This window comes from Streptomyces sp. NPDC050287 (assembly GCF_044459385.1).
In the GTDB taxonomy this organism is placed as follows: domain Bacteria; phylum Actinomycetota; class Actinomycetes; order Streptomycetales; family Streptomycetaceae; genus Streptomyces.
Window position 1 is genome coordinate 30342 of sequence record NZ_JBITIY010000012.1, and the last position, 23819, is coordinate 54160.

The window sequence follows — 23819 nt, forward strand, 5'->3', positions numbered from 1 at the left end:
ACGATGACCAGCCTGCCCCAGCGTTTACTCGGCGACCTCGAGACCTCGGCCATCGGCTACGGCGCGATGGTGCTGTCGCCGGGCATGTACGGCGAGATCGACGACAAGCGCGCGGTCCGGGCCGTGCGGGCCGCGCTCGACGAGGGCGCCACCCTGATCGACACCTCCGACGGCTACGGCACCGACGGCCACAACGAGCGCGTCGTCGGCCAGGCGCTCAAGGGCCGCCGCGACCGGGCCGTCGTCGCCACCAAGTTCGGCTTCCGCGTCCCCGAGGGCGCCGAGGCCCACCGCTTCCCCGTCTCGTACTCATTCGGCGAACTCGCCGTGAACGCCGAGCCGAAGCACGTCCGCGGCTATGCCGAACAGTCGCTGCGCAATCTGGGCACCGAGGTGATCGACCTGTACTACCCGCACTTCCCGGACCCGCAGGTCCCTCTGGAGGACACGGTCGGCGCGGTCGCCGACCTGATCCGGGACGGACTGGTGAGCCACCTGGGCCTGTCCAACGTCACCGCCGAGCAGCTGCGCCGGGCCCACGCCGTCCACCCCGTCGCCGCGGTGCAGACGCAGTGGTCGATGTGGCAGCCCGTCGACCCGGGCCTGCACGCCGCCGCCCGTGACCTGGGCATCGGGATCGTGGCCTGGAGCCCTCTGGGCAGCGGGTTCCTGGCCGGGCAGGTGGACACCCTCGCCGAGAACGACTTCCGCCGCAACATCTCCCGCTTCGACGAGACCAACCTCAAGACCAACAACGACCGTTACGCTCCCCTGCGGGGCATCGCGGCCGATCTCGGCCTGCTCCCGGGCCAGTTGGCCCTCGCCTGGCTCCTGCACCAGGACGACCACGTGGTCCCCATCCCCGGCAGCCGTACCCCGGCGCACATCGCGGAGAACCTCTCCGCCGCCCGCGTCGACCTGCACCCCGACACCCTCGCCCGCATCGACGAGGCCCTCACCGGCTTCACCCCCGAGGGCACCGGCTCGCTGCTGACCTGAGCCGGCCCGTACACCGGCCCCGTACGCTCCGGCCATGGACCTCACCACCGTACGGCTTCAAGCCCCCGCCACCCTCACCGCTCCCGCGCTGGAACTCAGGCCGTGGAGCCCGGCGGACGCCGCCGACCTGGTGGCCGTGTTCCGTGACGACGAGGCGCTGCGGCGGTGGACGAGCGACGGCCCGCACGACCTGGCGAGCGCCCTGCGCTGGGTGCGGGAGCAGCGGCGGCTGCGGCACAGCGGGGAGCGGTTCTCGTTCGCGGTCGTCGAGACCGGGGACCGGGAAAAGGGCGGGCAGGACCAGGAGAAGGGCGGACGGCTGCTCGGCCACGTCGTCCTCAAACGCCGTGCCCCCGACAGCGCGTCGGCCGAGGTCGGCTACTGGACCGCCGCCCACGCTCGCGGCAGAGGTGTGGCGCCCCGGGCGCTCGGGGCGCTGACCCAGTGGGCGTTCGACGCCTTCCCGCCGGACGAGGTGGCGCGACTCGACCTGGTGCACCAGGTGGACAACACCGCCTCCTGCCGGGTCGCGGACAAGTGCGGATACACCTTCGGGGAAGTGCTGCCCGCGGCGCCGCCCGCCTTCCCCCTCGACGGTCACCGGCACGTCCGTGTCCGCGCGGACAGCCGGAAGGACCGGGCTCAGGCCGCCCATGTCCGACGCAGAGAGGTGAGGTAGCGTACCGGGCGGTTTGCCGTAGAACGGGCGAAGGGTGAGAGGAAGGGCGACGTGGCCGGACGGGAGGACAGGGAGCCTCGTACGGAGGGGCAGGGCGCTGAGGAGGCGGCCTGGGTGCGGGAACTCCTCGACCATCTGCGGCCGACCGGGCGCGACGTCCGCCGGATCGTCGCCTGGCTCGCGGACGCCGTCCACGGCACCGCCTCCCTGCAGGACGGCGGCGGCGCCCTCTTGGCCGGCCCCCGTGTCGCGGTGGCCGACAACCTGGTCGCGGACCTCGTCACCGGCCGCATCGCCGCCGTGTCCTGGGAAGGACAGGGGGAGCATCTGCGCCTGGTGAGGGTGGAGCGCCCGCAACCGGGCGCCGCCGGAGTGCTCGCCGTGTCCCGTCCGGCCCCGTTCGACCGGCGCTCCTCCGAGATCGTGCTGCGCACCGCCCAGGTCCTCGAACTGCTGCTGCGAGCCCAGGAGGCGACCGCGGCCGGCCACCGGCTGCGGCGGGCGGCGTCCGATCTGCGGCTGGCGATCCTGCAACTGCTGATGGTGGAGGACACCGTCTCGGCCCGCCGGGTCGCCGCGGGACTGTGGCCGGGTCTGCTCGACACCGACACCGCCTGCGTCTACGTACTGGAGGGCGAAACCGGGGCACGCGACCGGCTCGCCGAGGCATGCCTGGACGCGACGGAGGAGCAGGCCCTCGTCGTGCGCTGTCCCGCCGTGGACGACCACGTGATCGTGGTGACTCCCGGCGAGTCCGCCGCCGAAGCCCTGAGGTCCCTGATCGGCCGGTATCCGGGCACGTTCCTCGGCGGCAGTGTCCGGCAGAGCCTCGCCCGCACCGCCACCGCCTACGGACAGGCCGTCAGTGCCCTGGCCGTCGCCCGCTTCCGGCCGGACAGGACGGCCGTCTACGCCGAACGCTCCCACCCCGAGCGCCTGATGGACCCGGCCGCGCTTCGCGGGTGGACCGCCCGTGTGCTGCGGCCCCTCGACACCCTCCCGCACCACACCCGCGCCGAACTCCTCGCCACCACCCGCCTGGGGCTGGAGTTCACCGCCGTCAGCGCCGCCAAGATGCTCGGCGTGAGCCGTAACACCGTGCGCGCCCGCATGGAACGCGTCGAAGCCCTGCTGCGCACGGACTTCGCCCACCTCACGGTCCGCGCGGTCGCCCACCTGGCGTTCAACACCCAGATCGGCCTTCCCGAGGCGCCGGACGAGGACGCGCGCCCCGCGCCGGCGCCCGCCCGGCTCGTCGACCTGCTGGCCGGGGCCGCCGTACGGTCCTGGGCACACGACCTTCTCGGACGGCTGGACACGGACAACCGCGACCTGCGCCGGACCCTGCGTACCTGGATCGCCGCCGGAGGAAACGCCGAACGCGCCGCACACGCTCTCGGCATGCACGCCCAGACCGTGCGCGACCACGTCCGCAGCGCCGAGCCCGTTCTCGAACGCCGGCTCCTGGCCGCCGGCAGCGATCTCTACGAGGTCGTGCTCGCCCACCTCGCCGTCGGCGATCTCGATCCACCCGTCCTCGCCCGGACGAAACCGGGTCATCCGGACTCACCTGTGCACGACTGAGCCCTCCGGGCCGCGCAGCGGGCACCGACGCGATTCACAACGGCTCTGCCCTGCACATAAGTTCTACGCGCGGGGGCACGACCGGAACGGGGGACCGGTCGCGCTCCCGCGCCGCACTCCCGCACAGAACGTCACCGATGCGGTGCCCAGGGTTACGGGAGTCTTCGCTGCGAAGCCGTCCGGCCCGCCGCCTCGCCTACGTCGCGTACGTCCGGTTGCCGCTGTGTTCCGTCGCGGATCCGGCGGGTACTCGTCCGACTCCAGAACGACGAGAACCGCTGGAGGAGGTCCGAATGACCAGCACCACGGAGACCGGCGGCGTGACCGGTACGCGGGACAAGGACTACAACCTGATCTGGTACGTCGAGGCGTGCCTGAGCAACGCGCTGCGACTGGAGTCCTACATCCAGGACGCGGAGCGCGAGAAGGACACCCAGGTCGCCGACCTGTTCCGCAAGGCTCAGGCGGACAGCCGCAAGGGCGCCGAACTGGGCAAGGAACTTCTGCGTGGACGACTCAACGGGGGCTGAACCGGTCACCCCGAAGCCCCGGTCACCGCGGACGAGCGGTGGGCCGGGCCTTCGGCGTTCCCGGTCCACCGCACCGGGCGGTCGTCCATGGCGGCTGATCCACCGTACGGCGGTCCTCTAGGCTGGGACGCCGTCGGTGAAAGGAACGTGCAGTCGTGGTCGGTCCGCAACCGGACACCCTGGGCCGGCTCCTGCGCGGCTTCCGGCATGTCGCGGGCATGACGCTGGAGGAACTCGCTGAGGCCTCCGGTGTCAGCGATCGCGCCATCGGTGACATGGAGCGCGGCCACAGCCGAGGACCGCAGGCGCGTACGGTGCAGGCCCTGGCCTCTGCCCTGGACCTGCGGCAGGAGGACGCCGACACCCTGCTCGCCGCCGCCCGTGCCGGCCGTCGCCGCACCCACCGCAGGACACCGGGCCTGTGCGATCTTCCGCCGGCCATCCCCGACTTCGCCGGACGGGACGAGGAGATGCGCTGGCTGGAGACGGTCGGCGGACCGGGCGCGGGCCCGCACGCCGTCATCGTCACCGGCGCACCGGGGCTCGGGAAGACGACCCTGGTCGTCCAGGCCGCCCATCGGCAGGCGAACCGGTACCAAGACGGGCGCCTGTTCCTCAACCTCCGCGGCCTGGACCCGGAGCCCCTCGACCCCCACGACGCCCTGGCCCGCCTGTTGAAGGCCCTGGGAGTACCAGAACGCGACCTGCCGACGGACCCCGAGGAACGCCAGGTGCTCCACCGCCACCTGGTCCGCGACAAGAACGTCCTCGTCATCCTCGACAACGCCGCCGACGAGGCACAACTGCGTCCGCTGCTGCCCGGGGAAGGCACCTGCACCTTCTGGATCACCAGCCGTCGCGCGCTCACCGGCATCGAGTACGCCCGGCGCCTGCTGCCGCCGCCGCTGCCCGCCGCCGCGGCCACCGCTTTGCTGGAGACGATCACCGCCGACCGGCCTGGCCCCGGAACGGGCGAACCCGACGCCGCCTCGCTGCGGCGCGTCGCGGACCTCTGCGGAGGCCTGCCCCTCGCCCTGCGGATAGCCGGCAACCGCCTGGTCAGCCGTCCGGCCTGGACCGCGACGAGCCTCGCCGACCGGCTGGCGGCCGAGGACCGGCGCCTGGACCGCCTGACCGCCGGAGACCTCCGCATCAAGTCCGCCTTCACCCTCTCCTACGAACAACTCACCGAAGATGCCCGGCAGTTGTTCCGACGGCTGTCGCTGGTACGCGGCCCCGACTTCTCTCCCTCACTCGCGGCGGCGCTCACCTCGTTCGAGCCCGGGGACGTGGAACGGATCACCGACGAACTCATCGAACTGGGCCTGCTGAACGCCGGCAGCGACGACCGGGCCTCCTTCCACGACCTGGTGCGGCTGTACGCGCACCAGCGTCTGAACGACGAGGAGAGCCCCGAGGAACGGGAGGCCGCCCGCGCGGCTCTGGACACCTGGCTCCTGGACACGGCCTGCACCGCCGGTCAGTGGTTCGAGCCGGGCGGCAGCCAGTGGATCGCCGACCGCCCCCTCGTCGACCTCCGCGACGCGGCGTCCGCCGAGCAATGGCTGCAGACGGAGAGCGCCAACTGGTTCGCCGCCCTGCGGGCCGCGGCGGCGGCCGGAGCACCCCGCAGGGTCGTCGACGTCGCGGAGTCCATGCACTGGTTCTCCGACCGCTGGCCCCAGTGGGGTCACTGGCACACCGTCTTCGCCCTGTCGCGAGCCGCCGCCCACGCCCTCGGCGACCGCGGCCTCGAAGCCACGCACACCAACTACCTCTCCTGGGCGGTCAACAACTGCCTCGGCAGACCCGCCGACGGCCTGACCCTCGCCCTGGAGGCCGCCGAACTGGCCCGGCAGGCGCAGGACCCCGTGCAGGAGGCCTGGTCACTGACGTATGCCGCCAACGCCGCCAACGCCTTGGGGCAGTTCGGCTCGGCCCTCGACCAGACCCGGCGGGCCGTGGCGTTGTTCGCCGGCGCCGGCGACAAGGAGGGCCATCCGCAGGCCCTCCTGGGCCTCGCTTTCGATCTGCGTGCGGTGGGCCGGCTCCAGGAGGCCGCCGACACCTTCGACATCGCCGTGGCCAGGATGAACGACCCGGACACCGCTCCCGCACCGCACATCGCCGACGTCACGGTGATGAACGCCCTGTCCGGCAAGGCGCAGGTGCTGCTGGACCTCGAACGCTGGGAGGCGGCGAACGAGGCCTGCGACCGGGCGCTGGAGCTGGACGCCCGCGTCGGGGTGCCCCTGAACCGCGGCGTGCCGGCCATGCGCAAGGCCCAGGCCCTGTGGGCGCTGGACCGGCGGACCGAGGCACTGGAGATGATCGAGGACGCCGTCCGCTGTTTCACCGAGGCCAGGTCGGAACGGTGGCTGGACGAAGCCACCGGCGTGCGGAAGAGATTTCTGGACCAGGGCGCGCCCACGCCACCCTGAGGCCGGCCTCGCGTCCGGTTCCACCGGGCCTTGTGTGGTCCTACCGGGCTTTGTGCCCGGCCCCATGCGGCGTCGTGTGCGGCCCCGTGCGGTCTCGTCCCCGGCCCCACCCGGCCTCGCGTGGGCCCCGTGTCCGAAAACGGGCCCGGACACGTGTCCCGGGGACGACGTCACCGTCGCCCGGCACCGGACGCCGGCGCCTGTACGTCCTCGCCCGCTCGTACCGCCGCCTGCCATTCGCTGGGCGACATGCCGTAAGCGGCCCGGAAGACGCGGCTGAAGTGCGCCGCGCTCGTGAACCCCCACCGCCGGGCCACGGACGCGACGCCGGGCCCCCGCAGCGAGTGACGCGCCAGGTCCCGGCGGCACCTGGCCAGTCTGTTCGTCTGGATCCACCTGGTGAGTGTGGTGGCCTCGCCCTCGAAGAGTTTGTGCAGATAGCGGACCGATATGTGGTGCGCCGCCGCGATCGCCTGGGGCGACAGCTCGGGATCGGCCAGATGCCTGAGCGTGTGGTCCTTGATGCGGACCAGCATGGCCCGGTTCCCCTCGGGGTCCTCGGGGACGAACCGACCGTGCTGCTCCCGGACCAGGGCGGCCAGCAAGTCGCAGGCAGTGAGGCCGAGTTGGTGTGCCGTTTCGGGGGCGACCCCGGCCGCGTCCCGGGCGAGGGAGCCCAGATAGGCGGCTACCACGCCGGCACACCCCCCGGTGGCGGACATGACCGTGGCGGTGACGGCTCGTAACTCCGCGTCGGTCACATTGAGCGCGGTGCGCGGCAGGTGGAACGCCGTGAAACCGAACTTGCCGGGCAGCTCCTTCACGAACGGCCGCGCCGAGTCGGAGAGGGCGAACTGTCCCGGCTCCAGGAACACCTCCCGCCGCTCCTGTTCCAGCCGGGCGGTGCCGTAGTGCTGGATGGCGAGGGTGAGGTGGTGCTCGCCGTCCCGCGCGATCATCCGGCGGTCCCGCACGGCCTGCTGCGGCCCCGCCGTGACGGCCGAGACCCGGAGCGGGCCCAGGCGACGGCTGGTGATCGTCGCCGCGGACGGCTCCGCCTCATGGAACTCGACGTCCAGGGGAAAGAAGGTGCGGGAGACGGTGTCCCGCCAGAACTCGGCGCGGTCGGAGGGGGACAACGAAGAGGTCGACAGGGTGATGCTGATGACGACTCCCTTGGCGGATCCGGAGGTGAGGGCCGACGGTGCGGCGCGGTTCATCACACCTCGGGCCGCCCGCCCGCACCAGGAGGAACAGCAGGAAGAACCCGCCGGGGCCGATGAGTTCCCTCCGCCGCAACCGTCTTTTCCGGGGGAACGTCAGAGATCGGCCGTGTCAGCGACCGGCCGTGTCGGAGACCAGCACGGAGGAGCGCGCGATGGGCGGATCGGCACCGAGGGAAGCCCTGAAGAGGTTGGACGTCCTCGTCGGAGAGTGGGTGGTGGAGTCCGGCTTCCCGGACCTGGCCGCGCCGGCCGGACGCACCGTGTTCGAGTGGACCCTGGACGGGCGGTTCCTGGTCCAGCGCTCCGAGATCCCGGTCCCCGAGGCCCCGGACAGCACGGCGATCGTGGCGACCGACCCGGAGACCGGCGCGTACACACAGCACTACTTCGATTCACGAGGGATCGTACGGCTGTACGCGATGACCTTCGCCGGCGGCGTGTGGCGGCTGCTGCGCGAGACGCCGGACTTCTCGCCGCTGGCGTTCCGGCAACGGTTCACGGGGCAGGTCGCCGACGACGGCGACACCATCCACGGCGTCTGGGAGACCTCACCGACCGACGGCCCGCCCGCCTGGGAGCAGGACTTCACCGTCACCTACCGCAGGAGCCGCTGACAGGGGAGCCGACGGTCCGGCGGCCGAGGCCGCAGGCGCCGTCACACCGCGAACCGGTACCTGGTGCTCGCCGGGCCGGCCGGACTAGTACGGTCCGGGTCGGCCCGCCAGAGCACGGCCGGAGCGATCCGGTGGACCCACTCCGACGAGGCGGGAATGTACCGGTGGGGTACCGCGTTGAAACCCACGTAGCTGACATGCACGGACCAAGAACCCCGTGATGTGAGCGAAAGGAGGACCTCATGGCACGCAACACCGTGCGCCCCGTCGTCACGCTGAGGTCGACGGCAGGGACCGGCGTCACCTACGTGACCCGCAAGAACCGTCTCAACGACCCCGACCGACTGGTCCTGCGCAAGTACGACCCGGTGGCCGGTGAGCACGTCGCCTTCCGCGAGAAGCGATGACCCGAACCACCCCCCGCGCCGGACGGCCGGCAAGGAAGGACACACCATGAGGCCCGACATCCACCCCGTCTCCCGCCCGGTCGTCTTCCGCGACCGCGCGGCGGGAGCCACGTTCCTCACCCGCTCGACCGCGTCCTCGACGCGGACCATCGAGTGGACGGACGGAGCGACCTACCCGCTGATCGACGTCGAGATCTCGTCGGCCAGCCACCCGTTCTACACCGGCACCTCGCGAGTCATGGACACCGCGGGCCGGGTGGAGCGGTTCGAGCGACGCTACGGCGCCAGGGCGGCCACCGCCCGCCACTGACCGACGCCGGCGTCCGAGCGGAAGGAGGACAGGACATGAAGGTGCGCAACTCCCTGCGCTCGCTGAAGTCCAAGCCGGGGGCCCAGGTGGTACGCCGCCGGGGCGTGACCTACGTGATCAACAAGAAGGACCCGCGCTTCAAGGCCCGCCAGGGCTGAGGCGACACGTCCGTCCGGTCGGCCCGGCCCCGCGACACGCGGTGCCGGGCCGACCGCTGTCCCGGACCCGCGTGGGCCGACGCCTGTCCCGGACCCGGCGACACGGCAGACCTGGCCCTCCTCAGACACCGGCCTGCCCTCCCCAGACACCGGCCGGCCCGCGTCAGGCACCGGCAGGCCCGCGAGCCCTCATACCGATGCCGGTGGCGGCACCGGTGCCGCCCGTACGGGATGCTTGCTCATGACCGACACGCGGTTGAAGGCGTTGATCGTGATCGCCACCCAGATCACTGCCGATATCTCGTCGTCGGAGAGCACGGCCCGCGCCTCGGCGTAGGCGCTCTCCTGCGTCCGGCCGTCCGCCGGACGCGTGGTGGCCTCGGCCAGCGCGAGCGCGGCCCGCTCCCGGGGCGTGAACAGCTGGGTGTCCCGCCAGGCCGGCAGGACGCCCAGCCGCTGTGTGGTCTCCCCGGCCCGCAGCGCGGCCCTCGTGTGCAGGTTGAGGCAGTACGCGCAGGCGTTGAGCTGGGACACCCGGATGTTGACGAGCTCGACGAGCACCCGGTCCAGCCCCGCCGCGGCGGCGGCAGCGCGTACGGCCTCGGCCGTGGCGGTCAGGGCCCGATACGCCTCGGGACTCTGCTTGTCGACGAAGACCCGTACGCCGGTGGCCGCCGCTGCCGTATCTGTCACGTGCACTCCTCGATCGCGATCTCTCGCTGATCGTCCTATCACGCGCCGAGAACCCCGGCCGCGCCGGAAGGCGGGCCGGGGTCAGGCGAGCGGGCATGCGGAGCGGCACCCGGTGCCGGCGGCGGACCGAGGTCAGCAGTCCGGGACACCCGCGATCTTCTGGCCACCCCGGAGGTACAGGTTGTTCACATAGGCGATGTCGCTGCCGGACAACTCCTGGACGGCGGTCCACCAGTTGTTCGTCCCGACGGCGGGGTCGGTGATGGTCTGGCCCTGCTTCTGGCACACGGCGTCCAGCCAGTACTTCGAGCGGACGGCGAGCACCGGGGAAGAGGTGGTCGGCTGCGCGCGCAGATTGACGTCGGTCGCCCAGATGTAGACGTCGGTGAGGGTCGGGTCACCGCCGTTCGCCGTCGCGGGCGCGGCCTGCGCCGTGGTGGCGAGGGCGCCCGTGGCGAGCGCGGCGACAGCCAGGGCGGTCGCGGAACGGCGTATCAGACGCTTCATGTGTGGTCCCCCTTGGTGTGGTGTGGTCCGAGTGCTCGGCGGTGTGGTTCAGCAGACGGCGGAGGCGGGCAGGCCGCCGTACTGGTCGCCCTTGAGGTAGACGGCGCTGACGTAGCCCTCGGCGAGCTGCACCCAGACGTCGTTGACGTAGCCGTTGTCGCGGATGGTCTCGCCGTGCTTCCAGCAGAAGGCACCGCGCGGCTGGCCCGCCGCGACGCTGCCGACCTTGTCGTACCAAGTGGCCGGGCCCGAACGGACGTTGACCGTCTCGTACGGCTCGACCCCGTACGGGGCCCCGAGCGCGACGGCGGAGCCCTGGCCGGTGTCGGAGGCCGCGACGGCGGACGTGGCCGCGATCGGGCCGAGCAGGGCGAGCGCGCCGGCGCCGACGAGTGCGGCCCTGGTGAGGATGCGTGTGGGCATGATGTGTTCCCCCTGTGGTGATGTGGTCGTGCGCGGCACCTGGCCGGCACTCAGCACCTTAGGGAGAGGTGAGGCGACGGGGTCCCTGACAGATGTCAGGGACGGCGCCGGATCAGCGGTACCCGTGCGCGGGAGACGGCGGTCCCGCCGTTTCGGAGGCGGCCGGCGGACAGGGCGCGGCGGTGCGCCGGGGCAGCAGCGACAGGTGCTCCTCGCGCACCAGGTCGAAACGCAGCGCCAGCGTCACCAGGTCCTCGCGCTTGGCGCCCACCCGGCCGCCGTCCTTGGGACCGTACGCCGACAGGTCCTCCTCCTGCACGGTCCGCAGCCGCAGCTTCGCGGACGTCAGGTAGTCGACGTGGTAGTTGACGGCCGAGCGGGTCAGGTCGCGGCACGACTCCAGCGGGCGCAGTCGCTCCACGATCTCCCCGGCCCCGGGCAGTGCCGCGCCGGAGGAACTGCGCAGCCTGGGCTCGCACAGGGCGACCAGGACCAGGAAGTACTTCGACGTCGGGTCGAGGGAGAAGGGGCTGATGGTCCGCTCCCCGTAGTCCGGACCCGCCCCGTGCTGTGCGTAGGCGTGCTGCGGCGCGAAGACCTTGAACGTGGCGGTGCCGTCCAGCGCGGGCAGCACCACTCGGGAGAACTCGAACGGAACGGGAGCACCGAGCCGCCCCGGCGCCACCTTGACGTACTCGCCGGCCCCTTCGAGGTTCTCCACCACATAGGTGGACGTGGCGCTGAAGTTCGACAACCTCCAGAAATCCCCCGCGGCTTCGATGCGTCCCGCGGTGCGCGACACCCCCGGATCGGTCAGCACGATGGCCGGTACGTCGCCGGGAACTCCCCGGCCGAAGTCCTTCGTCTCACCCGGCCCCATGTGCAGAAGCCGCGGTTTCTGTCCCATTCTTCCGCGCCGCGCCGGTGTTTCGTCGGGCAACTGCACGATAACCGTGTCCATAACTCTCATTCCCCCGTCGAACTCATTCCCCGCAGTGGTCACCGGGATTTTAGGGTCCCGAAGTCCTTTCCGGAACGCCGGAACAGGTCGTACCCCGCCCTTTCGTCTCACGGGCGCAACTGTCCTGACAGGATCCGGACATCCGGCCGCTGCGGTTCCGTGACCCCCGTCGCCACCAGGGAAAAGGCGCTCATCCATGCCCGTCTCGGCAGCATCAGCCGTCGCCGTCGCCGTCGCTGAGGTCACCGACAGCCGGGCCGCGCCCGGGCCGTTCCCCGTCCCCGGGGCCACAACCGATCGCAGGTCGCCGCCGCCGGTCCGTTGAGAGCGGATGTTTGCTGTGTGGCACGCGCAAACCCGGGCAGCAGCACTGACGAGCGCCGGACGACCGGCGCGGTACAGACGATGTCGGGAGAAAGGCGGCAATGGTGGCACGCGAGAAGCTGGAGGACCAGCCAGGTCGGCCGAACAGGGGCCCCGTCCCGAAGTCCGTCACCAACCTCCCGCACCAGGTCCGGGAGGAACTGACCCGGCGGCTGCGCCGGAACAAGCGTGCCTTCCGCGAGGAGGACGTCCAGGTCGTCGAACCGCCGCTGCTGAAGCGGGCCGTCGGGGCCTCCGCGCTCGGCAACTGCATGGAATGGTTCGACTTCGGCGTCTACAGCTACCTCGCCGCAACCCTCGGCAAGGTGTTCTTCCCGGGTGCCTCGCCGGCCGCCCAGGTGATCTCGTCCTTCGCGACCTTCGCCGCCGCGTTCGTCGTACGACCCCTCGGCGGCCTGGTCTTCGGCCCGCTGGGCGACCGTATCGGGCGGCAGAAGGTGCTCGCCACCACCATGATCATGATGGCGGCCGGCACCTTCGCCATCGGCCTGATCCCCGACTACGCCACGATCGGCATCGCCGCCCCGATCCTGCTGCTGCTCGCCCGCATGGTCCAGGGCTTCTCCACCGGCGGCGAGTACGGCGGCGCCACCACCTTCGTCGCCGAGTACTCACCGGACCGCCGCCGCGGATTCCTCTCCAGCTGGCTCGACTTCGGCACCTTCACCGGATACGCGCTCGGCTCCGCCCTGGTAACCCTGCTGAACCTGCTGCTCACCGACGCCGAGATGCTCTCCTGGGGCTGGCGCATCCCGTTCCTGATCGCCGGACCGCTCGGTGTCATCGGGCTGTACATGCGGCTCAAGCTGGAGGAGTCCCCTGCCTTCCAGCAGCAGTTGGACGAGCACGAGAAGAGCCTCGCCCAGGAGTCGGCGGGCAGCGAGCTGCGGACCATCGTCAAGGACCACTGGCGGCCCCTGCTCGTCTGCATGGGCCTCGTCCTGCTCTACAACGTCACCAACTACATGGTCACCGGCTTCCTGCCCACCTACCAGACGGAGACCCTGAACCGCTCCAGCAGTTCCGCCGACGTCCTGGTCCTGATCGGCATGGTGTGGATCGTGCTGCTGATCACCTTCCTCGGCCGGCTCAGCGACCGCGTCGGGCGGCGGCCCCTCTACGGGGTCGCGGCGGCCGCGATGATCGTCCTCGCGGTCCCGTCCTTCCTCCTGATCAAGGCGGACGGAACCTGGCCGCCGATCTTCGGCGTCCTCATCCTGTCCACCCTGCTGGCCTGTTTCGCCGCCCCGAGCGCCGCCACCCTGCCGGCGCTGTTTCCGACCGCGGTCCGCTACGCGGCCATGGGCATCGGCTTCAACTTCGCCGTCGCCGCTTTCGGAGGCACCACTCCACTGGTGACCGAGGCACTGGTCAGCCTCACCGGCGACGACCTGATGCCCGCCTACTACCTGATGCTGGCCGGCGCCATCGGCCTGGTGACGGTGAGGTTCCTGCCGGAGAGCGCCCAGGTACCGCTCAACGGCTCGCAGCCGATGGTCGGTTCACCCGAGGAACAGCGGGAACTGATCAGCACCTCCACGGACCTGTACCGCGTGGAACGGCACCACACGGGCGTGCGCTGACCAGCCGGTCATCCCAACGGTCCGGCTGCGGTATGCTTGATCCACAACGCGGCGCCGAACCACCGGTGTCCGACGGTGCGTTGGTGGTCCAAGGAAAGACGCCCCGCTTCCTGCGGGGAGATGCAGGTGCAAGGCCTGCCCGGCGCTCGACCGTGAACCCCGTCCCGCTCCTCGCGCGACGGGGTTCACGCATGTCCGGGCACATCTCGTGCCTCACCGGGTGCGGGCGTCCGGCAGCTGTGCCGAAGGGTCATGAGTGAGGAAAATCTGTCCCCGTCGGCTGGGTGAGCAGGGACTTTGGCACGTAGAAAGGACGCATGCCGGAGCGTGAGAGCCCTGCGGGGCCCCTGGATGACGTCGACGCCGTCACCCATGCGGTCCTGACCGCCTCGCGGCTCCTGGTCGCCGTGTCCGCCCGGTCGCTCGCCGAAGTCGAGGAACGCGTGACGCTGCCGCAGTTCCGGATGATGATGGTGCTGTCGACACGCGGCGCGACAAAGCTGGTCACGCTCGCCGATCTGCTCCAGGTCGCGCCCTCCACCGCGATGCGCATGGTCGACCGCCTGATCGCGGCCGGACTCGCCGACCGGCAGACCAACCCCGACAACCGCCGGGAGACCCGGCTACGGCTCACCGAGGAAGGGCGGCGCGCCGTCGAGAACGTCACCGCCCGGCGCCGTGCGGAGATCACCACGATCGTCGAACACCTCCCGCCCCAGCAGCGGGCCGCGCTCGTCGAGGCGCTCACCTCGTTCAACGCGGCCGCGGGACAGGCATGCTCCCCGGCCCCGGTCCTCGACGATCCCGAACTGCCCCCGCTGAGCTGGGCGATGCCCGTCGTCGTCCCCCACGGCGCCTGACGGTCGGCCGTGGCGGGCCGGCTCGGGGCGTTGCTCAACGGAGGACTTCTCCGCACGCCGTCATTGTTCATCCGCCATGACACCCGGCCAGGGGCGCCTCAACGGTGGGAGCAGCGGTATCACCACCGACCTCTGGTTCGACGGCAGAGGCCGGCGCGATGACCTCACGGGTCAGCCCACCTAGCCGGCCGACGGCGCCGGTGTCGGGGACGGGGCCGCGGTGTTGATGTTCAGGTCCGGTCGCGGCTTGAGGACGAGGACCGGTGCACCCGGCTGCGGCGGGGGAGGGGTCAGCTGCTCCTTGGGCATCTTCGGATCAGTGGTCTGCTGGACGTTGACCTGCTCGTGATTGACCAGACCGGTCCTCTCCAGCACGGTGATGTGGTCCAGCACGGTGTCGTTGGCCAGGTCGGCCAGCTGACGGACCATGGTGTTCCTGGTGCTGGCGCGGATCTTCGCGACCGTCGGGAAGATCTGTCCGTGGGTCACCCGCATGATGGTGACCGCGGTCGAGTCGAACTCCCTGCCGCTGCTCCCGTCGACGGTCGCCACGAACTGCTGCTGCTGGGGGCTCGCCTGGTTGGGCAGCGTGACACCGAGCTCGGTCGAGATCTTGCGGCACAGCTCGTCGAGGCCGGCGTGGCCGACGACCAGGTGCTTGCCGGCCTCCTTCATGGCCGGGGTCGTACCGCGCTCCATCACCATCTCGCCCAGGGGGTACTCCCACAGCCCGGCCGCCCGCACCTTGACCACGAAGTCACGGTCGGCCTCGGTGATCGGGCCGTACCGCGTGTTGGCGATGATCCGGTCGGTGGAGCTGGTCGTGTTCTCCACTCCGAGCACGGCGGGGTAGGCGAGGGCGGTGAGGGTCAGACCCAGCGCACCGAACACGAAGACGCTGCCCAGCTTCTTGTGGGAGAGGGGCATGGAACCTCCAGTCACGAGCGGCTCGTACGCCTGGAGATACGGACGGGGCGCGCCGATCCATCATTGCTCAGGCTAAATTTTGCACTCTGCTCTGTGCGGTCCGTCACGCCACGGGTGAGGAGGTTCGGCTCGGTGCGGGTCAACGCGGAAGTGGTGCGCCGCATTTGAGACAACCTGGCCGGGGAAAAGGTGCAGACCTGTTCCGGGCGATGACCTTTCCGCAGGCTGTCCGGCAGACTGGGAACGCGCCGCCGCGTCCGAATGAGTCAGGCCCGGAAATTGAATGATCCCGCCGGTTGATTGTTCAACGGGAGCGCTGCAACAATCCCCTCCCGGCGACGTCGCCACCCATCGACGTACCGATCGGACGCCGAACAGGGCCCTGTTCCACCGAGAATTCGGATCACGCGCATTTCGGATTCACGGACTCCCCACACAGTCCGCACAGAGCATGACTCAAGTGTGCCCGACGCGCCTGAGAGTTGGTCGGCCGACAGCTCGACGGAGGCCGGGCGCACGGCGTGAAGCAGCAGGGAAGGTGCGATTTTGTCAGGGCATTCCATGCGATTCGACGGACCGCCGCCACACTCCGAGACGTCCCCCGGACATGCGGAGCTCCGATCGGTGTCCCACGATCCCGCTTATCAGTCCCTCCGTCGAGCCCACCGCCGATTCTCCGTGAGGTCGACGGCTGCCGCCGTGGGCGGTTTTCTTCTCTATGTCCTGCTGTCCAGTTTCGCACCAGGGCTGATGAACAGTTCCCTGAGCGGCCACTTCACCCTCGGACTGGCCCTGGGGCTGGGACAGTTCGTGCTGATGGCCGTGATCGTGTGGCGCTATCTCGTCCATATGCGCACCCGGTTCACCCCGGTGGCCCGCGGTCTGCGCGGGCTCGCCCGCCACCGCGAGGAAGCCGCCGCCCGCGGCCGGGCGGCGGCCGAGCCGCCGGTGGCCCCCGGCGCCGGAGAGTTCCGCCCATGGTGACGACCGGGGCCGCGGTCGTGGACCGCTTCGGCCTGCAACTGACGGTCGTGCTCTTCCTGTCCGTCGTCGTGGTGACGTTGTTCACCGCGTTGCTGACCGCACCGCAGCGCGACGAGATCAGCGAGTTCTACCTCGGCGACCGCACCATGACACCGCTGCGCAACGGGCTGGCGATGTGCGGGGACTACCTGTCGGCCGCGACCTTGTTGGGCAGTACCGGTCTGGTCGCCCTGACCGGCTATGACGGTCTGCTGTACCTCGGTGGCACCGCCATCGCCTGGATGATGGTCCTGCTGCTGATCGCCGAACCGCTCCGCAACGCGGGCAAGTACACCCTGGGTGACACGCTGGCGCTGCGGTTGCCGCGCTCGCAGCGGCCGGTGCGACTCGCCCTGGCCGTCTGCACGCTGGTCATCACCACCCTCTACCTGGTGGCCCAACTGGTCGGCAGCGTCGCGCTGCTGACCCAGTTCACCGGCGAGCCCAGTGCCGCCACCCGCACCCTGTGCGTCGTCGTCATCGGTACCGTCGTCATCGTGTACGCGGCCATCGGCGGCATGCCCGGAGCCACGTTCATCCAGATCGTCAAGGCCGTCATGCTGATCTCGGGGGTCACCGTGACCGCCGTGATGGTCCTCAACCACTTCGACTGGAACGTGAACGCCCTGCTCGGCGCCGCCGCCGACAACAGCGGCACGGGAACGCGGTTCCTGGAGCCCGGGCTTCGCTACGGCGCCAGCACCACCAGCAAACTCGACTTCTTCAGCCTGCAGTTGGCCATCGTGCTCGGCCTGGCCGCGCTCCCGCACGTGATGATGCGGCTGCTCGCCCCCAGGAAGACAGCCGTCCTGCGCTCCTCGGTGGTGTGGGCCATGGGCCTGGTCAGCCTGGTCTGCCTGGCCGCCGGCATCCTCGGCCTGGGCGCCGCCGCGATCGTGGGCAGCGACACCATCGCCGAGACCGACCGCAAGGGCGACGCGGCCGTCCTGCTGCTGGCGCACGCCCTGGGCGGCGGAGTCCTCACGGCCCTGCTGTCCTGCCTGGCCTTCGTCACGCTGCTGGCGGTCGCCGCCGGCCTCACCCTGGCCGCGGCCTCCTCGCTCGCCCACGACCTCTACGGTGAGGTGATCCGCAAGGGCAGGGCGAAGGAGACGGAGGAACTGGCCGTGGCCCGGCTCGCGGCGGCCGTCATCGGCATCCTCGGTATCCTGCTGGCACTGGTCTCCTGGGGCGCCAACACGGCCACGCTGGCCTTCCTCGCCTTCGCCATCGCCGCGTCCGCCATCCTGCCGACGCTCGTCTACACGCTGTTCTGGCGGCGCTTCACCGCACAGGGAGCTCTGCTCAGCCTCTGTGGCGGCCTGGTGAGCTCCGTGCTGCTCGTCGTCTTCTCTCCCGTCGTCTCCTCCACACCTGCCTCGCTCTATCCGGACACCGATTTCGCGTGGTTCCCGCTGCAGAATCCCGGCATCGTCTCCATTCCGGCCGGTTTCCTGCTGGGCTGGCTCGGCTCGGTTCTGAGTCGGCGCGAAGTGCCCGAAATCTATGACGATTTCGAGGTCCGCACCCTTGTCGGAGCCGAATAGGGGTATTCGAGCAGGTCAGCGGCTCGCCACGGGCCGGGTGGTGAATGTGTGGAGCTTTTGCGGCCCGTTCATGCCCGGGAAGTGAGCAGGTTGTGCGGTGTGGGTCCACAAAGGGCCGGAGCTCGATACGGGCTTGCGGCAAGATCTCTCGTGCAGTAATCAGGTGAATCATGAACTTGTTCAGCCGTGGCACTGTGTTCCGCCGCCCGGAGCCCGCCGTCGCCCCTGTGTCCTCCGCCGGGTCGCCGGGCGCCGACCCGGCGCTCCTTCCGGATCCCCGTCTGGCGGCCCTGACCGGAGAGTGGGTCATCGACCCCGCACACAGCAGGATCGGTTTCTCGGTGCGGCACGCCATGGTGACCACGGTGCGGGGGGCTTTCGCGGAGTACCAGAGCCGCCTCTACTTCGACGGCCGCGACCCGGCCCGCTCGGAGGCTGAGATCATCCTGTCCGCCGCCAGCGTCGACACGGGCGTGGAGCAGCGCGACGCCCATCTCGTGGGGCGGGACTTCCTGGATGCCGGGACCTATCCGCGGATGCGGTTCGCCAGCACCGGCGTGGACGTGGTGGGTGCGGATGTCTACCGGATGACCGGCGACCTCACCATCAAGGCCACGACCCGCCCCGTCGTCCTGGAGCTCACGTACATAGGGCACGTCGTCGACCCCTTCGGCTATGAGCGGGTGGGCTTCGACGGAACCACCACCATCAACCGCTCGGAGTGGGGTCTGACGTACAGCTCGAAACTGGCCGAAGGCGGCGCCATGGTGAGTGAGAAGGTCCGTCTCCAGTTCGACATCGCCGCCATCCGCACGCTCCCGGCGGCCTGACCGCACTCTCGCGCGGCCCGGACACCCACCGGTGTCCGGGCAGCGTCGTGGTCCCATCAGGTCAAGCGTCCCGGACTCTTGACTCGGAAGCCGTGCGCCACGATCCTCGTCGCATATCTTGTGCCGGTCATGACAAGTGCTGGACAGCCGAGCGCTCTCGTCGACCGTGCCATCCCGCCGACCGAGGGACGTGGCAGTGACCAGGACCGGACGCCCGTACCGCCGGCGCAAAGACCTCACGTTGGTCTCGCTGCTCCTCCTCGTGCTGGCCATGGCCCTTGGCCCCACGCCGAGTTCGGCGGCCGGGACCGACTGGTGGGTCCCGACCGCACGCCCCGCACCGGACTCCGGCATCGGCGTGACCGGTGAGCCGTTCACCGGCACCGACGCCCGGGGCGAGGTGCGCGGCTTCGTCGACGCGCACAACCACCTGTTCGCCAACGAGGGCTTCGGCGGACGGCTGATCTGCGGGAAGACGTTCTCCCCGGCCGGCATCGCGGACGCGCTCAAGGACTGCCCCGAGCACTACCCCGACGGCTCGCTCGCCGTCTTCGACTACATCACCCGCGGCGGCGACGGCAAGCACGACCCGGTCGGCTGGCCCACCTTCAAGGACTGGCCCGCGTACGACTCGCTGACCCACCAGCAGAACTACTACGCCTGGGTGGAGCGCGCCTGGCGCGGCGGCCAGCGGGTGCTCGTCAACGACCTCGTCACCAACGGTGTGATCTGCTCGGTGTACTTCTTCAAGGACCGCGGCTGCGACGAGATGACGTCGATCCGCCTCCAGGCGAAGCTGACGTACGACCTCCAGGCCTACGTCGACGCGATGTACGGCGGCACCGGCAAGGGCTGGTTCCGGATCGTCACCGACAGCGCCCAGGCCCGACAGGTCGTCGAGCAGGGCAAGCTGGCGGTCGTCCTGGGCGTCGAGACCTCCGAACCGTTCGGCTGCAAGCAGGTGCTGGACATCGCGCAGTGCAGCAGGGCCGACATCGACAAGGGCCTGGACGAGCTGTACGCGCTGGGCGTGCGCAGCATGTTCCTGTGCCACAAGTTCGACAACGCGCTGTGCGGGGTCCGCTTCGACGAGGGCGGCCTCGGAACGGCCATCAACGTCGGGCAGTTCCTGTCGACCGGCACCTTCTGGAAGACGGAGAAGTGCACCGGCCCCCAGCACGACAACCCCATCGGAACCGCCTCCTCCGCGGCCGAGAAGGACCTTCCGGCGGGCGTGGAGGTGCCGTCGTACGACGCGGAAGCGCAGTGCAACACCCGCGGGCTCACCGACCTCGGCGAGTACGCCGTCCGCGGCATGATGCAACGCAAGATGATGCTGGAGATCGACCACATGAGCGTCAAGGCCACCGGCCGGGTGCTCGACATCTTCGAGTCGGCGTCGTATCCCGGCGTGCTGTCCTCGCACAGCTGGATGGACCTGAACTGGACCGAGCGGGTCTACGGCCTCGGCGGCTTCGTCGCCCAGTACATGCACGGTTCCGAGCAGTTCGGCGCCGAGGCGAAGCGCACCGACGCCCTGCGCGACAAGTACGGCGTGGGCTACGGCTTCGGCACCGACATGAACGGCGTCGGCGGCTGGCCGGCCCCGCGCGGCGCCAACGCCCCGAACCGGGTGACGTACCCCTTCAAGAGCGTAGACGGCGGCTCCGTCATCGACCGGCAGAGCACCGGCGAGCGCACCTGGGACCTGAACACCGACGGAGCCGCGCACTACGGTCTGGTCCCGGACTGGATCGAGGACATCCGGCGCGTAGCCGGGCAGGACGTGGTGAACGACCTCTTCCGGGGCGCCGAGTCTTACCTCGGCACCTGGGGAGCCTCCGAGAAGCACCAGGCCGCGGCCAACCTCGCCGAGGGGGCGTCCGCCACGGCCAGTTCGTCGGAGTCCAACCCGTTCACGAGCTACGCGCCCGGCCGCGCCGTGGACGGCGACCCGGGCACCCGCTGGGCCGCCGACTGGAGCGACGACCAGTGGCTGCGGATCGACCTGGGCTCCACACACCGGGTCGCGCGGGTCACGCTCGACTGGGAACGCGCGTACGGGAAGTCGTACCGCATCGACCTGTCCACCGACGGCGTGAACTGGCGGACCGCCTGGTCCACGACGTCGGGCGACGGCGGCCTGGACACCGCCCGCTTCACCGCCGCGCCCGCCCGCTACGTCCGCGTGGTGGGCCTGGCCCGCGGCACCGACTGGGGATACTCGCTGAGTGAGGTGGGCGTCCACAGCAGCTGACGGCTCACCGGCACGAGCACGAGGGACACACACATGGCACGCATGCCGTCGGCCGAACGACGCCGGCAGCTGACCGAGGCGGCGATCAGGGCGATGACCCGCGACGGCGTCGCCCAGACGACGACCCGGTCCATCGCCGCCGAGGCAGGCGTGTCCCTCAGCGTCTTCCATTACTGCTTCGACTCCAAGCAGGCCCTGATCGAATCCGTCATCACCACCCTCACCGACCACTCCGTGACCGTGGTGAAGGAGGCGATACGGCCCCGGGCCACCCTGGAGGAAACTGTCCGGGCCGGCTTCGCGGCCTACTGGGACCATGTGCGCGCCCACCCCGAAGAGCACATGCTCACCTACGAACTGACCCAGTACGCCCTGCGCCGGCCGGGGTTCGAGCATCTGGCGCGCCGCCAGTACGAGCTGTACGGCGACGCGTACGCCGACCTGATCGAAGACCTCGGCCGGGCCATGGACTTCCGGCTCGGCGTGCCCGTCCCCGTGCTGGCCCGCTATCTGGCCGCGATGACCGACGGCCTGACCCTCAACTACCTGGTACTCGGCGACGCGGCGGCCTGGACCGACATCCTCGACACGGTCACCGCCCACATCGCCGGCCTGGTCGGCGAGGCCGGCACACGACCTCGCTGACCAGGCGCGGGCGACCGGTCAGACGTTGCCCAGCGACACCGGCTGATCGGGCAGGCCGGTGCTGCCGAGCGCGGGAGCCGACTCGGTGCGCTGCGCCGGGATCACGTCCAGGGCCAGGTCGGTGTCGCCTTCGGCGAGCTCCGCTTCGGACCGGGCTGCCAGGGTGTTGACGGCCGTGTTGAACCGCTCCATGGAAGTGGGGCTGTCCGGACCCAGCACGTACTCCTTGAGCGTCCGGCGGTCCGCGGCCATCGGATCATGGCGCGGTTCGCGGACCGAGCGCAGGATCTCCGGCAGCCGGGTGCAGTCGCGGTCGAGCAGATAGGCGCCCCCGGCGGTGGTGTAGGCGGCGCGGAACTCCTCGTCGGGCAGGTCCTGGGCGTTGGTCAGGACGTACGGCTTGAGGCTGGCCACGAAGTCGGCGACGACCGAGGACACGTCGCTGATCAGGATGTCCGCCTGGTTGAAGCACTCGTACAGCGTCGGCAGCTGCTTGAGGATCACGTTGTGGCGTATCTCGCCGCGGCTCTCCCAGAAGAGGCGGTGCCATTCGTCGCGCAGGGCCTGCCACTCGTCCGCGCCGTCGAGGCCGGGGACCTTGGCGGCGCGGGTCTGCTCGGCGTAGTCGCCCACGCTGCGTCCGGTCAAGGCGTCGAGCTGTGCCTGGATCTCCGCCAGTCGGGGTGCGGCGGCGGCCACCGCGGCCTGCGCCCGCGCCGCCTCGCGCTGCTCGTTGTCGGCGTTCAGCAGGGCCCGGATGGCCCGGTCCGCCTCGGTCGCCTCGCGCGAGCGCTTGCCGGTGAGCGGGTGCGGCTTGTAGATGACCCGTACGTTCTCGGCGAGGAGCTTCTCCACCAGGGCCACGCCCATCGGGATCAGCGAGGTGTGGCAGTCGTCGTCGCTCCAGCCCTCCCAGGTGGGGGCGTACAGCACGACCGGCAGCGGACCCGGGGTGTGGTCGGCGTCCAGCCGGATCGGCGCCAGCTGCGGACGGCCCACCTCGACGATGGCGTCGTTGCTGATGGCGTGCCGTACCCGCCGGTACCGGTCGCGGCCCGCGCGGCCGGCCACCCAGATCTCGTCGTACACCTTGCTGACGCGGTTGCTGCTGGCGAGCTTGTCGCTGTCCCCGTGACCGATGAAGACGTGCTTGGCCTCCGCGATCCGCAGCATGTGCACGTTCTTGCCCGCGTTGCCGGGATACAGCACGACCCGCACCCCGGACAGGTCCAGCTCGGCCAGGTCGTCGGCCTTGGGCACGCAGACCACCGGGAGCGAGGTCCGGCTCAGGAAACGGAACGAGGCCTGCTCACGAAGGATGATCACCGGGCGCCGGTCGAGCTGCTCCAGCGTCTCGATCCACATGTTGACCTGGTACATGAAGTCCCGCGACACCGCGGCGAAGCTGAAGTACAGCGCCACCTCGGGCCGGTAAGCCGCCAGCTGCCGGTTGACCTCGCCGATGAGCTCCTCCCGCCGCGGGGTGCGGCGGGCGGCGCGGTACTGGCCCAGCAGCGCCAGGACCGCCGCCACGGACACTGAGGCCGTCAACGCGTAACCGACGGCCGCCGGGTACCAGGTGCCGGCCGCCAGCGCGGCGAGCAGCCCGGCGTGCGCAGGCACGTCGAGATGGAGCAGCCTGCGCAGGAACCGCCGGTAGAGGAAGGCCGGCGGCTGCTGGGGAATGCCCGCCTCGCTCATGTCGAGATTGCGCACCGCCACCGGCAGCACCCGCCGCAGCCGGATGGCTCGGTGGATGGCCGAGTACAGCATCGTCATGGCGAAGTGGACACTGAAGACGACCAGCCCGGCGGCCAGCACCGTGTCCGGGGCGTCCATCCGCTCGATCAGGGCCAGCAGCATCACCGTCCGGGCGGCGAACCGCATGGTCCGGTTGAACTGCAACGAAGCCAGTCGGCGGATGAACCCGGGCGCCCGGACGTGCAGGGCCTCGTCCGCGAGGTAGCTCACGGCCGACGCCGCCGCGAAGCCCCACAGGGACGGCAACAGCGCGAAGACGGGAAGCAGCGCGAAGCCGGCGCCGAAGACGAACACCAGAAGAAGGTCGGGCACCCCGCGCACACGCAGGACGGCACACAACCAACGGACCAACACGGACAAGACTTCTCCCCAGGGACTGCGTGGCAGCGGTGCGCTGTTCGCCAGTTCGACTTGGGGCGGGGACGAATGGTTGTACACCTGGGAGAATGAAGTAGTTCACCTCTCCTTCA

23 protein-coding genes are annotated in these 23819 nt (G+C 70.5%); 16 read left to right on the forward strand and 7 right to left on the reverse strand.

What is annotated here, in order from left to right:
• Positions 1-3 precede the first annotated feature (3 nt).
• From ACIBK3_RS34200 to ACIBK3_RS34220, 5 genes are all read left to right on the forward strand, one after another.
• A complete protein-coding gene (locus ACIBK3_RS34200; protein ID WP_399371411.1) occupies positions 4-999 on the forward strand; it encodes an aldo/keto reductase in 996 nt (331 codons plus the stop codon).
• Positions 1000-1033: 34 nt separating this feature from the next.
• Positions 1034-1678: a GNAT family N-acetyltransferase gene (locus ACIBK3_RS34205; RefSeq protein WP_399371412.1), complete on the forward strand. Its 645-nt coding sequence runs from the start codon at positions 1034-1036 to the stop codon at positions 1676-1678.
• A gap of 51 nt (positions 1679-1729) precedes the next feature.
• Complete coding sequence (locus ACIBK3_RS34210; protein ID WP_399371413.1) at positions 1730-3262, forward strand: helix-turn-helix domain-containing protein; 1533 nt, start codon at positions 1730-1732, stop codon at positions 3260-3262.
• A gap of 293 nt (positions 3263-3555) precedes the next feature.
• Positions 3556-3792 (forward strand): hypothetical protein, encoded by a 237-nt coding sequence (locus ACIBK3_RS34215; RefSeq protein WP_399371415.1) that lies wholly within the window; start codon positions 3556-3558, stop codon positions 3790-3792.
• A gap of 155 nt (positions 3793-3947) precedes the next feature.
• On the forward strand, positions 3948-6233 hold the full coding sequence (locus tag ACIBK3_RS34220; protein WP_399371416.1) for a helix-turn-helix domain-containing protein: 2286 nt from the start codon (positions 3948-3950) through the stop codon (positions 6231-6233).
• 170 nt (positions 6234-6403) lie between these two features.
• Here the strand turns inward: ACIBK3_RS34220 and ACIBK3_RS34225 are convergent, their stop codons facing one another.
• Entirely contained in the window at positions 6404-7453 is a 1050-nt protein-coding gene (locus ACIBK3_RS34225; protein WP_399371418.1) for a helix-turn-helix domain-containing protein, read from the reverse strand.
• A 128-nt stretch (positions 7454-7581) separates the two neighbouring features.
• On the opposite strand from ACIBK3_RS34225, the gene ACIBK3_RS34230 reads away from it, so the two are divergent.
• The 4 genes from ACIBK3_RS34230 (at position 7582) to ykgO (ending at position 8948) form a co-directional block, all read left to right on the forward strand.
• Complete coding sequence (locus ACIBK3_RS34230; RefSeq protein ID WP_399371420.1) at positions 7582-8073, forward strand: hypothetical protein; 492 nt, start codon at positions 7582-7584, stop codon at positions 8071-8073.
• Between the two features lie 242 nt (positions 8074-8315).
• A complete protein-coding gene (gene rpmG / locus ACIBK3_RS34235) occupies positions 8316-8480 on the forward strand; it encodes a 50S ribosomal protein L33 (RefSeq protein WP_399371421.1) in 165 nt (54 codons plus the stop codon).
• A 46-nt stretch (positions 8481-8526) separates the two neighbouring features.
• Positions 8527-8790: a type B 50S ribosomal protein L31 gene (locus tag ACIBK3_RS34240; protein WP_399371423.1), complete on the forward strand. Its 264-nt coding sequence runs from the start codon at positions 8527-8529 to the stop codon at positions 8788-8790.
• Between the two features lie 35 nt (positions 8791-8825).
• Complete coding sequence (ykgO, locus tag ACIBK3_RS34245) at positions 8826-8948, forward strand: type B 50S ribosomal protein L36 (protein ID WP_030678658.1); 123 nt, start codon at positions 8826-8828, stop codon at positions 8946-8948.
• 189 nt (positions 8949-9137) lie between these two features.
• Here ykgO and ACIBK3_RS34250 read toward each other — a convergent pair whose 3' ends face one another.
• The 4 genes from ACIBK3_RS34250 to ACIBK3_RS34265 form a co-directional block, all read right to left on the reverse strand.
• Positions 9138-9647 (reverse strand): carboxymuconolactone decarboxylase family protein, encoded by a 510-nt coding sequence (locus ACIBK3_RS34250; RefSeq protein ID WP_399371424.1) that lies wholly within the window; start codon positions 9645-9647, stop codon positions 9138-9140.
• Between the two features lie 126 nt (positions 9648-9773).
• Positions 9774-10148 carry a peptidase M23 gene (locus tag ACIBK3_RS34255; protein ID WP_399371425.1) on the reverse strand — a complete coding sequence of 125 codons (375 nt, stop codon included), beginning with the start codon at positions 10146-10148 and terminating at the stop codon, positions 9774-9776.
• A gap of 48 nt (positions 10149-10196) precedes the next feature.
• A complete protein-coding gene (locus tag ACIBK3_RS34260; protein WP_399371427.1) occupies positions 10197-10571 on the reverse strand; it encodes an SH3 domain-containing protein in 375 nt (124 codons plus the stop codon).
• 112 nt (positions 10572-10683) lie between these two features.
• On the reverse strand, positions 10684-11532 hold the full coding sequence (locus ACIBK3_RS34265; RefSeq protein ID WP_399371428.1) for a serine/threonine protein kinase: 849 nt from the start codon (positions 11530-11532) through the stop codon (positions 10684-10686).
• 425 nt (positions 11533-11957) lie between these two features.
• On the opposite strand from ACIBK3_RS34265, the gene ACIBK3_RS34270 reads away from it, so the two are divergent.
• Positions 11958-13499, forward strand: a complete 1542-nt coding sequence (locus ACIBK3_RS34270; RefSeq protein WP_399371429.1) for an MFS transporter — start codon at positions 11958-11960, stop codon at positions 13497-13499.
• A gap of 317 nt (positions 13500-13816) precedes the next feature.
• Positions 13817-14359: a MarR family winged helix-turn-helix transcriptional regulator gene (locus ACIBK3_RS34275; RefSeq protein WP_399371430.1), complete on the forward strand. Its 543-nt coding sequence runs from the start codon at positions 13817-13819 to the stop codon at positions 14357-14359.
• 180 nt (positions 14360-14539) lie between these two features.
• On the opposite strand, the gene ACIBK3_RS34280 is transcribed toward ACIBK3_RS34275, so the two are convergent.
• Positions 14540-15286 carry a DUF4142 domain-containing protein gene (locus ACIBK3_RS34280; protein WP_399371432.1) on the reverse strand — a complete coding sequence of 249 codons (747 nt, stop codon included), beginning with the start codon at positions 15284-15286 and terminating at the stop codon, positions 14540-14542.
• Between the two features lie 678 nt (positions 15287-15964).
• Here ACIBK3_RS34280 and ACIBK3_RS34285 point away from each other — a divergent pair.
• From ACIBK3_RS34285 to ACIBK3_RS34305, 5 genes are all read left to right on the forward strand, one after another.
• A complete protein-coding gene (locus ACIBK3_RS34285) occupies positions 15965-16270 on the forward strand; it encodes a DUF485 domain-containing protein (protein WP_399371433.1) in 306 nt (101 codons plus the stop codon).
• Positions 16264-17856 (forward strand): cation acetate symporter, encoded by a 1593-nt coding sequence (locus tag ACIBK3_RS34290; RefSeq protein WP_399371435.1) that lies wholly within the window; start codon positions 16264-16266, stop codon positions 17854-17856. The genes ACIBK3_RS34285 and ACIBK3_RS34290 overlap by 7 nt, the downstream gene beginning before the upstream one ends.
• A 170-nt stretch (positions 17857-18026) precedes the next feature.
• Positions 18027-18686: a YceI family protein gene (locus ACIBK3_RS34295; RefSeq protein WP_399371436.1), complete on the forward strand. Its 660-nt coding sequence runs from the start codon at positions 18027-18029 to the stop codon at positions 18684-18686.
• A gap of 196 nt (positions 18687-18882) precedes the next feature.
• Entirely contained in the window at positions 18883-20943 is a 2061-nt protein-coding gene (locus ACIBK3_RS34300) for a discoidin domain-containing protein (protein WP_399371438.1), read from the forward strand.
• 33 nt (positions 20944-20976) lie between these two features.
• A complete protein-coding gene (locus ACIBK3_RS34305) occupies positions 20977-21588 on the forward strand; it encodes a TetR/AcrR family transcriptional regulator (protein ID WP_399371439.1) in 612 nt (203 codons plus the stop codon).
• A gap of 18 nt (positions 21589-21606) precedes the next feature.
• Here ACIBK3_RS34305 and ACIBK3_RS34310 read toward each other — a convergent pair whose 3' ends face one another.
• A complete protein-coding gene (locus tag ACIBK3_RS34310) occupies positions 21607-23661 on the reverse strand; it encodes a hypothetical protein (RefSeq protein WP_399371441.1) in 2055 nt (684 codons plus the stop codon).
• Positions 23662-23819 lie beyond the last annotated feature (158 nt).